Consider the following 13,806-nt stretch of genomic DNA (forward strand, 5'->3'; position numbering starts at 1 on the left):
GTGCGGAGGCCGACAAAAGAGTGTCGAGCGCCGGCCCGAGGCAGCGGGCGCAACTCTCGCGCCCGGGTGTCGAGCCTACTACTTGGCGGCGTAGGACTCTGCGAGGGCGATCAGCAGACGCACGGCTACACCCGACGGCCCCTTGGGCGTGTAGCCGTACGCGCCGGATCCGTTGTTGGCCGCGCCCGCGATATCGAGGTGGGCCCACGGGATGACCGGCGCGTCCTCCTCGTCGCTCGCGCGCCCGACGAACTCGCGCAGGAACACACCGGCCAGGAGCATGCCCGCCGCCGTGTTGCCCGGCTTCGCGTTGGCGATGTCGGCGACCTCGGTCGCGAGCAGCGGTCGCAGCTCGGCCGGCAGCGGCATGGGCCAGACGAGCTCGCCCGTGGCACTCGCCGCGCGCTGGACGCGCTCGATGAGCTCCTCATCACCCATGACGCCGGCGTAGCGCTCCCCGAGTGCGACCCGTGCGGCTCCCGTGAGCGTGGCGACGTCGATGATGGCGTCGGGGTGCTCCTCGCTCGCGCGCACGATGCCGTCGGCGAGCACGAGACGGCCCTCCGCATCGGTGTTGAGCACCTCGACGGTCTTGCCCCCGCGCATCGTGAGCACGTCGTTCGGGCGGATCGCCGTCGACGACGGAAGGTTCTCGGCGAGGCACAGCCACGCGGTCATGCGCAGCGGCACGCCGAGGCGGGCCGCTGCGATGATCGTGGCGAGCACCGTCGCGGCCCCCGTCATGTCGTACTTCATGCCCACCATCGAGGCGGCAGGCTTGAGCGACAGTCCGCCCGAGTCGAAGGTAATGCCTTTGCCGACGAGGGCGAGGTGCGGGGCATCCTCACCGGCGCGGTAGCGCACCGCGAGCAGTCTGGGGGGCCGGGAGGATCCCTGGCCGACGCCGAGGATGCCGCCGTAGCCGCCCTCGCGCAGCTCGTCGACGCCCCACTCCTCGAGCTCGAGGTCGAGGCCGTCGGTGAGCTCGCGGGCGCGCTCCACGAAGCTCGCGGGGTAGAGGTCGTTCGGCGGCTGGTTGACGAGATCGCGCACGATCGTGACGGCTTCCGAGGTGATGGCGGCGCGCTCGGCGGCCTCGTTCGCTCCCGGCACGCTCGTGACGACGGTCACCTCGGTGAGAGTGGATGCTGGCGCCGTCGCTGTCCGAGCGACGTACTTGTATCCGCCGAGAGCGGCACCCTCGAGCACCGCCTGGGTGTCGTCGAGGGTCTCGGTGGGAAGGGCGAGCGCGAGGCGGGCGGCATCGCTTGCGGCGCGCGCGGCCGACCCAGCGGCGGATCGCAGCGAGTCGGGGGTGGGCGCGGTACTGCCCAGGCCGACGAGCAGCACGCTGCGGGCCGACACGCCCTCGGGAGACGAGAGGCGCTGGGTGGTGTCCACGGCCCCTGTGACGCCGACCGCCGTCAAGTGGTCCGTGCTGAGTGTGGATCCGCCGAGGGGCGACTCGCCCGCGAGGCGAGGGCCGTCCGCGGTAGCGAGCACCCCCACCACGAGCACGTCGGCGTCGAGATCGGCGGGGGAGAGGTCGGTCGTGGAGAGCGTGGGGGAGGGCATCCGGCCATGGTATCGACGCAGCCGGGGCTCTCCTGGACGCGGTGGTCGGGGTGTTCGCTCAGGGCGCTCGCCCGTGGTGCCGGGCGTTCAGGGCGCCGCCCTACCATGGAGGCATGCGATCGCCGGACGAGCTCTACACCGTCATCCTGCGGGAGGACGAGGTGCCTGCCGGGCTGCCGCTCGTCGTCGGGCTCACCGGCTTCGCGGACGCCGGCGGTGCCGTGGGCCAGGTCTCCGAGTACCTCGTCGACGAGCTGAGTCATCGCGACGTCGTCGTGTTCGACAACGACGAGCTGCTGGACTACCGCGCCAGGCGACCCGTGCTGTTCTTCGACGAGACCCGGCTGACAGAGTTCCGCAAGCCCTCGCTCGCCCTGCGACTCGCGCAGGACGACGTCGGCTCGCCCTTCCTCCTCCTCACCGGCTACGAGCCCGACTTCCAGTGGGAGCGGTTCACGCAGGCGGTCGAGCAGCTCATCGCGCGGTACGGCATCGCGTCGACGACATGGGTGCACGCGATCCCCATGCCCGTGCCGCACACGCGGCCCATCGGCGTGACCGTCAGCGGCAATCGGGAGGACCTCATCGAGACCCTCTCCGTGTGGCGACCGCGCACGCAGGTTCCCGGCAACGCGCTGCACCTCCTCGAGTACCGGCTCACCGAGAGCGACCACCCGCTCGCCGGGTTCGTCCTCCTCGTGCCGCACTACTTGGCCGACACCGAGTTCCCGTCCGCGGCGGTGACGGCGCTCGAGAGCATCACGGCCGCCACGGGCCTGCTCTTCCCCACGGACCAGCTGCGGGAGGACGGGCGCGAGTTCCTCGCCAAGATCGAGGGCCAGGTGGAGGGCAACGCCGAACTCGCGCGTATGGTCGGCACGCTCGAGGAGCGTCATGACAGCTATATGGAGGACAACCCGCTGCGGTCACCGCTCATGGACGAGGACGGCGAACTGCCCACTGCCGACTCGATCGCGGCCGAGCTCGAGAAGTTCCTCGCGTTCCGTCGCGGCAGCGACGACGACCGCGGCGACCGCTGACGCGGTCGCTCCGCACGGTGGCGTGACCCGCCGACTCTAGGCTGTCGGTGTGGATTCCCGCCGCGCGATCGTCGTCCTCGTCATCGCGTGCCTCGCCTACGTCGTCGCGATCCTCCAACGCACCTCGATCGGCGTCGTCGGTGTCGACGCGACGACGCGGTTCTCGATCGACGCGACCGCGCTCTCCACCCTCGCCGTCCTTCAGCTCGGCGTCTACGCATCTCTGCAGATTCCGGTCGGTGTGCTCATCGATCGCTTCGGCCCCCGCGTGCTCATCGTCGCCGGCGCCCTGTCTATGGCGCTCGGGCAGGCCGCGGTGGGTCTCGCGAGCGATCTGGGGCTCGCGGTCGTCGGCCGTGTACTCGTCGGGGCCGGCGACGCGATGACGTTCCTGTCAGTACTGCGGCTGCTGGGCGCGTGGTTCTCACCGCGGCGACTGCCTCAGCTGCAGCAGTGGGTGGGAACCCTCGGGCAGTCCGGCCAGCTGCTCTCAGCCGTTCCCTTCGCGGGTCTCCTCGGGCTGGCAGGCTGGACCACGGCCTTCCTCTCTGCGGCCTCGCTCTCGCTCCTTGCGGGCCTGCTCGTGACCGTGGCTGTCCGGGACGCGCCGTCCGGCCACGTCGATGAGCGCGCGCTCACGGTGCGTATCGCGTTCACGCGGCTGGCGGAGGCGCTTCGCCGGCCTGGCACACGACTGGGGTTCTGGGCGCACGCGGTCACGCAGTCCTCGCCCACCATGTTCGTGCTGCTGTGGGGCTATCCGTTCCTGTCGGTAGGGCTCGGGTACAGTCGCGAGGTGACGGGCTGGCTTCTCGGACTCATCGTCCTGGCAGGGGCACTCGCGGGGCCGGTCATCGGGTTGCTCTCCGCACGATTCCCGCTGCGCCGGTCGAGCATCGTGCTCGGCATCGTGGCGATGACCGCGATCGCGTGGGCTGCGCTGCTGCGCCCCGAGAACCCGCCACCTCTGCCCGCGGTCATCGTCTTCCTCACGATCCTCGCCGTGGGCGGACCCGGGTCGCTCATCGGCTTCGACTTCGCGCGCACCTTCAACCCGTCAGCCAGTCACGGCGCGGCCACGGGCTTCGTGAACGTCGGTGGGTTCGTGACGACTCTCGTGCTCGTGCTCGTCGTGGGCCTCGCGCTCGACGCCGTGAGCGGTGGGACGACGCCGGCGGAGCTGTACGCCTGGCAGAACTGGCGTGTCGCGTTCGCCGTGCAGTACCCGATCATCGGCCTCGCGGTCATCGGTCTCATCGCCGCCCGGCGTCGGACGCGGCGGAGGCTCGTCGAGGAGGAGGGCATCGCGGTCGCGCCGCTGTGGACGGCGCTCGTCGTGAACTGGCGTCGGCGTGGCGGCCGGAGGCGCGGCTGAGTGCACGATGGTCGGGCCGGGCCCCGGCGCGTGCAATAATAAGTCCTCACGACCCAGTCGGTCGACGAAGCATCCCAGAGGCCCTGAGCTTCTCGAGGAGTTCGCGACTTGACATGGGTCGTTGTACTGCCCGGAGAACGCGGAAAGAAGGGGCCCATGGCTACCCGAACAACCACCACGCCCGCGAAGAAGAAGTCCGCCTCGTCGTCCGACGACGCGAAGACCACGACTGCGACGAAGGCTGCTGCCACGAAGGCTGCTGCCACGAAGGCGCCTGCCAAGAAGGCGCCGGCGAAGAAGGCTGCCGCTCCCGCGAGCACCGCGACGAAGACCGCTGCGACGAAGAGCTCTGCGCCCAAGGACCCCGCGGCGAAGACCGCATCCGCGGCCACCAAGAAGCCTGCCGCCTCGAAGGCCTCCGGTGCGACGACCACCAAGCCTTCGCGTACCAAGAAGGCCACGTCTGCGGCTGGCTCCTCGGCGGGCTCGGATGACGACGAGGAGGAGACTTCGACGGCTGCCGTGGCAGACAGCACGGACGCTCCCGAGAGCGCGGACGATACGGGCGATGCCGAGGAGGGCGCGGACGACGACGGCGACAAGGCCGCTGCGGGCCCGCTGCCGACCGGCGCGATCGTGCTCAGCAACACTGAGGACGACGAGGTGCCGGTCTACTCGACGACCATCACGGGTGCGACCGCGGACCCCGTCAAGGACTACCTCAAGCAGATCGGCAAGGTTCCCCTCCTCAACGCCGCGGAAGAGGTCGAGCTCGCCATGCGCATCGAGGCCGGACTCTTCGCCGAGGAGAAGCTCTCCTCCATGACGGAGAAGGAGAAGCGCACGGCGGCGGGGCGCGACCTCGCCTGGGTCGCCCGGGATGGTCAGCGGGCCAAGAACCACCTGCTGGGCGCCAACCTCCGCCTCGTCGTCTCCCTGGCCAAGCGCTACACCGGCCGCGGCATGCAGTTCCTGGACCTCATCCAAGAGGGCAACCTGGGCCTCATCCGCGCCGTCGAGAAGTTCGACTACACCAAGGGCTTCAAGTTCTCGACCTATGCGACGTGGTGGATCCGCCAGGCGATCACGCGCGCGATGGCCGACCAGGCGCGCACCATCCGCATCCCCGTTCACATGGTCGAGGTCATCAACAAGCTCGCCAGGGTGCAGCGCCAGATGCTGCAGGATCTCGGTCGAGAGCCCACCCCGGAGGAGCTGAGCCGGGAGCTCGACATGACCCCCGAGAAGGTCATCGAGGTGCAGAAGTACGGCCGCGAGCCGATCTCGCTGCACACGCCCCTCGGTGAGGACGGCGACAGCGAGTTCGGTGACCTCATCGAGGACACCGAGGCGGTCGTGCCGGCCGACGCAGTCGGCTTCACGATGCTGCAGAAGCAGCTCGAGAGCCTCCTCGACTCCCTCTCGGAGCGCGAGGCTGGGGTCATCCGCATGCGCTTCGGTCTCGGAGACGGCATGCCGAAGACGCTTGACCAGATCGGGGACACCTTCGGCGTGACGCGTGAGCGCATTCGCCAGATAGAGTCCAAGACCATGGCGAAGCTGCGCCACCCCTCGCGCTCGCAGGCACTGCGCGACTACCTCGAATAGGAAGCGCGACTCCATGGCAGGCGAACCCAACGAGGGCAAGGCGCTCGACGTCGATGTGGCCGGGCAGCGCGTGCGGCGCATCCCGATCAAGACGCACGTCGTGACGACGGACGACGACATCGTCGAGGTTGTCACGCGCTATGCGAGCCCGGTGATCGAGCCTGGCGATCTTCTCTTCGTGACCGAGAAGATCGTGGCCATCGCGCAGGGTCGTTCCTACGCGGTCGACTCGATCGAGGCTCGCCCGCTCGCGCACTGGCTTTCGCGGCGCGTGACGAAGACCTCGCACGGCATTGGCCTCGGGATACCCGAGACCATGGAAATGGCACTGCGCGAGTGCGGCACGCCGCGCATCGTGTTCGCCGCCGGCGTGGCCGCCGTCACGAAGGCCCTCGGACGACGGGGCGACTTCTACCGCATCGCGGGGTCCAAGGCCCGCGGCATCGACGGACCCACGTCGGGCACGATTCCTCCCTACAACACGCAGGTCGTGCTCGTACCGGAGAGACCTCGCCAGGTCGCGCGCGACCTCCAAGAGGCTCTGGCGACCGTCGCACCCGTAGATGTCGCCGTGGTCGACATCAACGACTTCGGCGGCAACATTCTGGGGTCGACCCTCGACGCGGCGGGGGAGCGTCGCCTCGTGAGCATCCTCGCCGACAATCCGCTCGGTCAGGGGCACCAGAGCACGCCACTCGGCGTCGTCCGCTTCGTCAGTGCTTAGGAGCCGATCGGCCTAGAAGCCGATCGCCTCGCGGTACACCGGCAGCAGGCCCGTGCGCACGCCCGTCGCCGTCGGCTTGAGCTGGAACACGCCGGTGTTGTAGTTGCCCTCCACGACGACGGGGCCCTCCGGTGTGATCGCGATGTCCCAGCCGACGTAGGGGATCTCCGGCACCTCGCGAGCGAGGGAGTCGGCGAGCCGTCCGACCGCATCCCACTGGGGAACCTGGAAGCCGAGGATCGAGGCTCCCGTGAGGGGGTGCACGCTGAAGACTCCGCCGAACTCGTCGAAGGCGGGGTACCGGGCGACGCCGTCGGCGTCGAGGATCGTGTACATGCCGCCGCCGCTGAAGTTGTCGATGTCGCCGCCGTTGCCCATCTTGAGCACGCGCACGAGCGTGCGCACCTCGTCGCCGTCGCGGAAGGTGACGATTCTCAGGGTGTTGACGCTCGTGGGGCACAACCGGGCCATCTCGGCGTCCTGCGTGAGGAACTCCTCGAGGAGGAACTGACGGCGCTCGAGGCGTGCACGGCGGAACTCGGCCGGGTCCGAGAGGGCGACGGCCGTGTCGAAGGACTCCACGCCGTCGCCACCCAGACTGTCGGGAACCTTCGCCATGACGCGGTCGTGAGACCGGAGGAACGCGCCGAGCGCGTCATCGCTCGCCGTTCGCAGATCGAGCCACGCCCGGCCGATGTAGTCAGCGAAGCGGACGTTGAAGAGCGACTTGTCGCTGAACTGCGGTCGATGCTCGACCGCGTTGAGCTTCTGGGCGAGGTGGTTCGACTTCGGGTGCGTCATGAACGTGCGCCGCTCGCGCCGGTTCAGCGCGTGGAAGTCCCAGTCGAAGTAGTCCTGGAAGGCAGCCTCGTGCCGCACCGCGCACCACAGCATGTCGAGCGCGATGAGCGGTCGAGCGCGCCCCGTGCTGCGGGAGAGCTGTTCCGAGAGAGTCGCGAGCTTGCTCGATCGGACCGCCCGCGCCCTTGCCGCCAGGTAGCGTGCACGGCGCGCCAACCCGAGGGATGCCGCCACTCAGGCGTCGTTCTCGTCGTGCAGCCGGCTCGACTCGTCGTGCCAGGCGAGGGCGGAGCCGACGAGCTTCTCCTTGAAGCGCGAGGCGTGGTGAGCGCAGAACAGCAGCTCACCCGTCGCCAGAGTCACGCGCACGTACGCCTGCGCGCCGCAGCTGTCGCAGCGGTCGAGCCCCGTCAGGGGTGCGGTCGACGCGAGGTTCGGGCTCTCGGTGGTGATCTGCGTCATGGTGTGCCTCGTGCCTTCCCTCATCAAGTCGAGTCGCTTCTCATCGGATCGCTCGGGTGTTCGGACGATCGTCGAGTCGGTCGATGCTCCATTGCACCACACGCATGCCTGCACCTCGTGACAATGCGCTCCCATTTCGCTGAACGCGAAGACCCCGGCGGCGCGCGCGAGCCTGAGCGGTGTGGCGACGAGACCGCTCAGGGTGCGCGGAATAGGCTGACGGCGGTCGCGGCAGTCCTGCTCGACCGACCGTGTTCCCAGCAACGATCTCGCGAGGCGCTTTCCGTGGCCAGTTCCGACTACTCCGCTCGTCATCTCTCCGTGCTCGAGGGTCTCGAAGCCGTCCGCAAGCGCCCGGGCATGTACATCGGCTCGACGGACTCCCGTGGTCTCATGCACTGCCTGTGGGAGATCATCGACAACTCGGTGGACGAGGCGCTCGGCGGCCACGGGTCGACGATCGACCTCGTGCTGCACCCCGACGGCAGCGTCGAGGTGCGCGACAAAGCGCGCGGCATCCCCGTCGACATCGAGCCTCGCACGGGGCTGAGCGGCGTCGAGGTCGTCTTCACCAAGCTGCACGCCGGCGGCAAGTTCGGCGGGGGATCGTACGCCGCATCCGGTGGCCTGCACGGGGTGGGCGCCTCGGTCGTCAATGCGCTCTCGGAGCGGCTCGACGTCGAGGTCGATCGTGACGGCAAGACGTGGGCGATGTCGTTCCACCGCGGCGAGCCGGGCGTGTTCGACGACGGGCCGGAAGGTCCGCGCCCCGACGCCCCGTTCAGCCCCTTCGTCTCTGGCAGCGAGCTGCGCGTCGTGGGCAAGGTGGCGAAGGCGGTCACCGGCACGCGCATCCGCTACTGGGCCGACCCGCAGGTCTTCACGAAGGGTGCCGACTTCCTCACGGATGAGCTCATGTCGCGCGTGCGGCAGACGGCGTTCCTCGTGCCCGGCATCACGCTCACCGTGCGCGACGAGCGGCCGGAGGCGCCGGTCACCGAGTCCTTCCACTTCTCGGGAGGCATCAGCGAGTACGCCGACTACCTCGCTCCGGATGCTGCGCTCACGGATACGTGGCGCATCACCGGCAGCGGCACGTTCAGCGAGACGGTGCCCGTGCTCGACTCGATGGGGCACATGACGCCGACCGAGCTCGAGCGCGAGTGCGTCGTCGACATCGCGCTGCGCTGGGGCACCGGCTATGACACGACCTTCCGCAGCTTCGTCAACATCATTGCGACTCCCAAGGGCGGCAGCCACCAGCTCGGTTTCGAGCAGGGACTGCTGAAGTTCCTCCGGGCCGAGGTCGAGAAGAACGCGCGCCGACTCAAAGCGGGCAACGACAAGCTCGAGAAGGACGACATCCTCGCGGGCCTCACGGCCGTCCTCACCGTCCGGATTCCCGAACCGCAGTTCGAGGGTCAGACGAAGGAGGTGCTCGGTACTCCCGCTGCGCGCGCGATCGTCGCGAAGGTCATCACCGAATCGCTCGCGGAGCGCTTCCGCTCGAGCAAGCGAGACGACAAGGCCCAGACGGGCCTCGTGCTCGAGAAGGTCGTCTCCGAAATGAAGAGTCGCATCTCGGCTCGAGCGCACAAGGAGACGCAGCGTCGCAAGAACGCGCTTGAGAACTCCTCGCTGCCGGCGAAGCTCGTCGACTGCCGCTCGAGCGACGTCGAGCAGAGCGAGCTGTTCATCGTCGAGGGCGACAGCGCTCTCGGCACGGCGAAGCTCGGGCGCGACAGCGAGTTCCAGGCTCTCCTGCCCATTCGAGGCAAGATCCTCAACGTGCAGAAGGCCTCGGTGAGCGACATGCTCTCCAACGCGGAGTGCGCGTCGATCATCCAGGTCATCGGCGCGGGATCGGGCCGCACCTTCGACCTCGCGTCGGCGCGCTACGGCAAAGTCATCATCATGGCTGACGCTGACGTCGACGGCGCCCACATCCGCACTCTCCTGCTCACGCTCTTCTTCCGCTACATGCGGCCCATGATCGACGAGGGGCGGGTCTTCTCGGCCGTGCCCCCGCTGCACCGCGTCGTCGTCATGAACCCGGGGTCGAAGCCCAACGAGACGGTGTACACGTACAGCGAGAAAGAGCTCGACGGCGTGCTCGCGGCACTCAAGAAGGCCGGCAAGCGCTACCAGGATCCGATCCAGCGCTACAAGGGCCTCGGTGAGATGGACGCCGATCAGCTCGCGGACACGACCATGAGCCGCCGGCACCGCACGCTGCGCCGGGTGCGCGTGACCGATGCCGAGGCGGCCTCGCGCATGTTCGAGCTGCTCATGGGCAACGAGGTGGCACCGCGCAAGGACTTCATCATCGCCGGGCAGGGTCTCGACCGAGACCGCATCGACGTCTGACGGGCACCGTGGCCGAGCGCTCGGCGTGAGCCCAGCATCCGCCCGCCCCGGAGACCCCGCCCCGGAGACCCCGCGGAAGTATCTCCACAATTCAGGAGACCGCGCTCTGCAAGCCCCGCGACACGCCCGGGCCGACCCCCTGAGGGGAATCCCGCGATCACCACTCCTGAATTGTGGAGATCGGGATGCTCGGCGCGGGCCGAGCGGCGGATCGCAGCAGCGCGGGCTAGGCGACCGGGCGACCGACCGAGCCGATGACGGCGTCGAGCGGGGTGCCGGAGCCGTCGCGGCGGGAGCCTCCCTCGGGCAGTGCGCGCTGGGATCCGTCGGAGCCGACGGCGAGCGGGTCGGAACCCACCCAGGCGAGCTGCAGGGCATCCTCGCCCTTGAGGAAGGCGTGGCAGCGCACGCCGCCCGTCGCGCGGCCCTTGCCGGGGAACTCGGCGAAGGCCGACACCTTCGCGCGACCCGGGTCGGTGCCGGCGATCGTCTGGGTAGATCCACTGATCGTGACGACCTGCGCCCCGGCCGGGTCGATCGCGCCGAAGAAGATGACGCGCGCACCTGCGCCGAGCTTCATGCCCGTCATACCGCCCGCGGCGGCGCCCTGCGGACGCACGCTCGCGGCGCTGAAGTGCAGCAGCTGGGCTGCCGAGCTGACGAACACGAGCTCCGCAGAGTCGTCGGCTGGCGCGGCGCCCACGAGTTCGTCACCCGCCTTGAGGCCGATCACCTCGCCTTCGGGACGGCTCGGCAGCGACCCTGGCGCGAGGCGCTTGACCACGCCGTCCCGGGTGCCGAGCGCGAGCGGCGTGCTGCTCGCGGGATCCGCGATCGCGACGATGCGCTCCTTCGCGTCGGTCAGGCCGACGTAGTCGCGCAGCTTGGCGCCCGCGGCGAGCTGAACCGAGTTCGGGGGCACGCTCGGCAGGTCGACGGGCGTGAAGCGCACGAAGCGACCGCGGCTCGTGAGGGCGACGAGCTCGCCGCGCGTGGTGGAGTCGAGTGAGACCTGCACGGCATCGTGCTTGCTGCGGCGGGTGGGTCGGGTCACCGTCACGCCCTCGGCGAGGTCGACGCGCACGGCACGGCCGGTCGTCGAGAGCAGGACTCGGCACGGGGAGTCGGCGATCTCGAGCGAGACCGCCGAGGCGCCTCGACCGCGCGTGGTGGCGACCGACGGCGCGGCCTCGGTGAGGAGAGTTCGGCGCGGCGTGCCGAAGCGCTCGGCGGTGGCATCGAGCTCCTCGCCGACGACGGCGCGCACGCGAGCGGGGTCAGCGAGCAGTGCCTCGAGCTCGGCGATCTCGGCGCGCAGCTGATCGCGCTCGGCCTCGAGCTCGATGCGGCTGAACTTGGTGAGCCGCCGCAGCCGCAGCTCGAGGATGTACTCGCTCTGCACCTGCGAGAGGTCGAACACCTCCATGAGGCGCGTGCGCGCGGTGTCGGCGTCATCGGAGGAGCGGATGACCTGGATGACCTCGTCGATGTCGAGGATCGCGATGAGCAGGCCCTCCACGAGGTGCAGGCGCTCGCGTCGCCGGTCGAGACGGTAGCGGCTGCGCCGCGTGACGACCTCGATGCGGTGGTCGACGTAGACCTGCAGGAGCTCCTTGAGCCCGAGGGTCTTCGGCGATCCGTCGACGAGGGCGACGGCGTTGATCGAGAAGCCGTCTTCGAGCGGGGTGTAGCGGTAGAGCTGCTCGAGTACGGCCTGGGGGCTGAACCCCGTCTTGATGCCGATCACGAGCCGCAGGCCGTTGCGCCGGTCGGTGAGGTCGGTGACATCGCTGATGCCAGCGAGCTTCTTCGACTGCACGCCGTCCTTGATCTTCTCGATGACCTTTTCGGGCCCGACGAGGTAGGGCAGCTCGGTGACGACGATGCCGGTCTTGCGTGCCGTCACCGGCTCGATCGAGACCTTCGCACGCGTCTTGAAGCTGCCGCGCCCCGTCGCATAGGCATCGCGCACGCCGTCGAGGCCGAGGATCGTGCCCCCCGTCGGCAGATCCGGCCCGGGAACGAAGGCCATGAGGTCGTCGAGGCTCGCGTCGGGGTGGTCGAGCAGGTGGTGGGCAGCGGCAGAGACCTCGATGAGGTTGTGCGGCACCATGTTGGTCGCCATGCCGACGGCGATGCCGCTCGCGCCGTTCACGAGCAGATTGGGGAATGCGGCGGGCAGCACGGCCGGCTGGGTGAGCTGATTGTCGTAGTTGGGCACGAAGTCCACGACGTCCTCATCGAGGCTGTCGACCATCGCGAGGGCTTCCGCGCGCAGCCGCGCCTCGGTGTAGCGCGCGGCCGCGGGACCGTCGTCGAGGGAGCCGAAGTTGCCGTGGCCGTCGACGAAGGGCACGCGCATCGTGAAGTCCTGCGCGAGCCGCACGAGGGCGTCGTAGATGGCGGTGTCGCCGTGGGGGTGCAGCTTGCCCATGACCTCCCCGACGACGCGCGCCGACTTCACGTGACCCCGGTCGGGTCGCAGGCCCATCTCGGCCATCTGGTAGAGGATGCGACGCTGCACGGGCTTGAGCCCGTCGCGGGCGTCGGGCAGCGCGCGCGAGTAGATGACGCTGTAGGCGTATTCCAGGAACGAGCCCTGCATCTCGTCGGCGAGCTCGATGTCGTCGATGCGTTCGCCGTCGGGGAGGGGCTCGATCCCGCTCGGAAGGGTGGGGGATGGCGGAGTCATAGGATGGCGCCCATGCTACCGGCGCCTCGCTCCGATGCGGCGTCACTCGCCGACGTGTTGTCGGGTGCTCTCGCCTCGCTCACCGCACAGCCTTCGCGGCTCGCCCTGCCCGCGGCGCGCTCTGCCGCGGTGCTGCTCGCCGATGGCCTCGGGATGTCTGCCCTCCGCGCGCGCGCGGGCCATGCCCGGCGCCTCCTGGCCGCCATCCCACCCCGCGGGGGAGCCATCGACGCGGGCTTCCCGACGACGACCGCGTCGGCGTTGGCCTCGCTCACGACCGGCCTCGCCTCGGGTCGGCACGGCATGGTCGGCTACACCGTGCGCGATCCGCAGCGTGACGGAGTCGTGCAGCAACTCGGCCAATGGCCGTCCGATCTCGACCCGGTGCAGTGGCAGCCGCACACCACCCTCTTCGAGTCGGCCAGGGCGGCCGGCATCGACGCCGTCGTCGTCGCCGCCTCCCGCTACCGGGATACCGCGTTCACCGACGCCGTACTGCGCGGCGCGCGGTTCGTCATCGCGCCCACGATCGCCGAGCGCGTCGAGGCGACGATCGACCTGCTGGCCGGCGCTGAGCCCACGCTCGTCTACACGTACGTCCCGGAGCTCGACATGGCCGGTCACGCCTCCGGTGCCGAGTCGACCGCGTGGCTCTCGGCTCTCGAACAGCTCGATGCGGCTCTGGATGCTCTGACACGGCTTCCTCGCGGCACAGGCGCCCTGCTCACGGCCGACCACGGGATGATCGATGTGCCCGCCCACGCGAGGCTCGTCGTGCCCGCTGCGAGCGAGCTCTGGCGGGGAGTGCGCCACGTGGCGGGGGAGCCGCGGTGCCTGCAGCTGCACGTGGAGTCCGAGGGCGAGCTCGGCGGAGTGCTCGAGCGCTGGCGCGACGCGGAGAGCGGGCGCGCCTGGGTCGTGTCACGCGACGAGGCGATTGCCGCCGGATGGTTCGGCGGGCCTGTCGACGATCGGGTGCTCCCGCGCATCGGCGATGTCCTCGTGGCTGCTCGCGCGCGCATCGCGTACTACGACGAGCGACAGGCGACACCCCGCGCCCTCGCCATGGTGGGCCAGCACGGCTCGCTGTCACCCGAGGAGATGCGCATCCCTCTCGCACGCTGGGGAGCGTTTGCGACCTGATGGTGCGACCGCAGGCTCG

At 69.7% G+C, this 13,806-nt stretch carries 10 protein-coding genes; 6 read left to right on the forward strand and 4 right to left on the reverse strand.

Annotation, left to right across the window (positions count from 1 at the left end; all coding sequences use genetic code 11):
* Positions 1–78: 78 nt before the first annotated feature.
* On the reverse strand, positions 79–1,575 hold the full coding sequence (locus HUJ41_RS05800) for a leucyl aminopeptidase (RefSeq protein WP_179873721.1): 1,497 nt from the start codon (positions 1,573–1,575) through the stop codon (positions 79–81).
* Positions 1,576–1,688: 113 nt separating this feature from the next.
* On the opposite strand from HUJ41_RS05800, the gene HUJ41_RS05805 reads away from it, so the two are divergent.
* From HUJ41_RS05805 to HUJ41_RS05820, 4 genes are all read left to right on the forward strand, one after another.
* Complete coding sequence (locus tag HUJ41_RS05805) at positions 1,689–2,615, forward strand: proteasome assembly chaperone family protein (protein WP_179873722.1); 927 nt, start codon at positions 1,689–1,691, stop codon at positions 2,613–2,615.
* A 49-nt stretch (positions 2,616–2,664) separates the two neighbouring features.
* The gene (locus HUJ41_RS05810; protein WP_179873723.1) at positions 2,665–3,990 is read left to right on the forward strand and encodes an MFS transporter; all 1,326 of its coding nucleotides are present in this window, start codon (positions 2,665–2,667) and stop codon (positions 3,988–3,990) included.
* A 156-nt stretch (positions 3,991–4,146) separates the two neighbouring features.
* Positions 4,147–5,598, forward strand: coding sequence for an RNA polymerase sigma factor (locus HUJ41_RS05815; RefSeq protein ID WP_179873724.1), 1,452 nt, complete (start codon positions 4,147–4,149; stop codon positions 5,596–5,598).
* A 13-nt stretch (positions 5,599–5,611) separates the two neighbouring features.
* A complete protein-coding gene (locus HUJ41_RS05820) occupies positions 5,612–6,322 on the forward strand; it encodes a coenzyme F420-0:L-glutamate ligase (RefSeq protein ID WP_179873725.1) in 711 nt (236 codons plus the stop codon).
* A gap of 12 nt (positions 6,323–6,334) precedes the next feature.
* Here HUJ41_RS05820 and HUJ41_RS05825 read toward each other — a convergent pair whose 3' ends face one another.
* Both HUJ41_RS05825 and HUJ41_RS05830 read right to left on the reverse strand, forming a co-directional pair.
* The gene (locus tag HUJ41_RS05825; RefSeq protein ID WP_179873726.1) at positions 6,335–7,357 is read right to left on the reverse strand and encodes a sugar-transfer associated ATP-grasp domain-containing protein; all 1,023 of its coding nucleotides are present in this window, start codon (positions 7,355–7,357) and stop codon (positions 6,335–6,337) included.
* Positions 7,358–7,585 carry a DUF7455 domain-containing protein gene (locus tag HUJ41_RS05830; protein ID WP_152582935.1) on the reverse strand — a complete coding sequence of 76 codons (228 nt, stop codon included), beginning with the start codon at positions 7,583–7,585 and terminating at the stop codon, positions 7,358–7,360.
* A 285-nt stretch (positions 7,586–7,870) separates the two neighbouring features.
* Here HUJ41_RS05830 and HUJ41_RS05835 point away from each other — a divergent pair, with 285 nt between their 5' ends.
* Entirely contained in the window at positions 7,871–9,952 is a 2,082-nt protein-coding gene (locus HUJ41_RS05835; protein ID WP_179873727.1) for a DNA gyrase/topoisomerase IV subunit B, read from the forward strand.
* Positions 9,953–10,178: 226 nt separating this feature from the next.
* Here HUJ41_RS05835 and HUJ41_RS05840 read toward each other — a convergent pair whose 3' ends face one another.
* The gene (locus HUJ41_RS05840; protein ID WP_179873728.1) at positions 10,179–12,644 is read right to left on the reverse strand and encodes a DNA gyrase/topoisomerase IV subunit A; all 2,466 of its coding nucleotides are present in this window, start codon (positions 12,642–12,644) and stop codon (positions 10,179–10,181) included.
* A 12-nt stretch (positions 12,645–12,656) separates the two neighbouring features.
* Between HUJ41_RS05840 and HUJ41_RS05845 the strand changes: the two genes are divergently transcribed.
* Positions 12,657–13,787, forward strand: a complete 1,131-nt coding sequence (locus HUJ41_RS05845; protein ID WP_224744599.1) for an alkaline phosphatase family protein — start codon at positions 12,657–12,659, stop codon at positions 13,785–13,787.
* Positions 13,788–13,806 lie beyond the last annotated feature (19 nt).

The sequence above is a fragment of the Microcella indica genome (assembly GCF_013414345.1).
GTDB classification, from domain to species: domain Bacteria; phylum Actinomycetota; class Actinomycetes; order Actinomycetales; family Microbacteriaceae; genus Microcella; species Microcella indica.

Coding starts and splice junctions, on each gene's coding strand:
- HUJ41_RS05800 (WP_179873721.1), bottom strand. CDS start 1,575: ATGCCCTCCCCCACGCTCTCCACGACCGACCTCTCCCCCGCCGATCTC.
- HUJ41_RS05805 (WP_179873722.1), top strand. CDS start 1,689: ATGCGATCGCCGGACGAGCTCTACACCGTCATCCTGCGGGAGGACGAG.
- HUJ41_RS05815 (WP_179873724.1), top strand. CDS start 4,147: ATGGCTACCCGAACAACCACCACGCCCGCGAAGAAGAAGTCCGCCTCG.
- HUJ41_RS05820 (WP_179873725.1), top strand. CDS start 5,612: ATGGCAGGCGAACCCAACGAGGGCAAGGCGCTCGACGTCGATGTGGCC.
- HUJ41_RS05830 (WP_152582935.1), bottom strand. CDS start 7,585: ATGACGCAGATCACCACCGAGAGCCCGAACCTCGCGTCGACCGCACCC.
- HUJ41_RS05840 (WP_179873728.1), bottom strand. CDS start 12,644: ATGACTCCGCCATCCCCCACCCTTCCGAGCGGGATCGAGCCCCTCCCC.
- HUJ41_RS05845 (WP_224744599.1), top strand. CDS start 12,657: ATGCTACCGGCGCCTCGCTCCGATGCGGCGTCACTCGCCGACGTGTTG.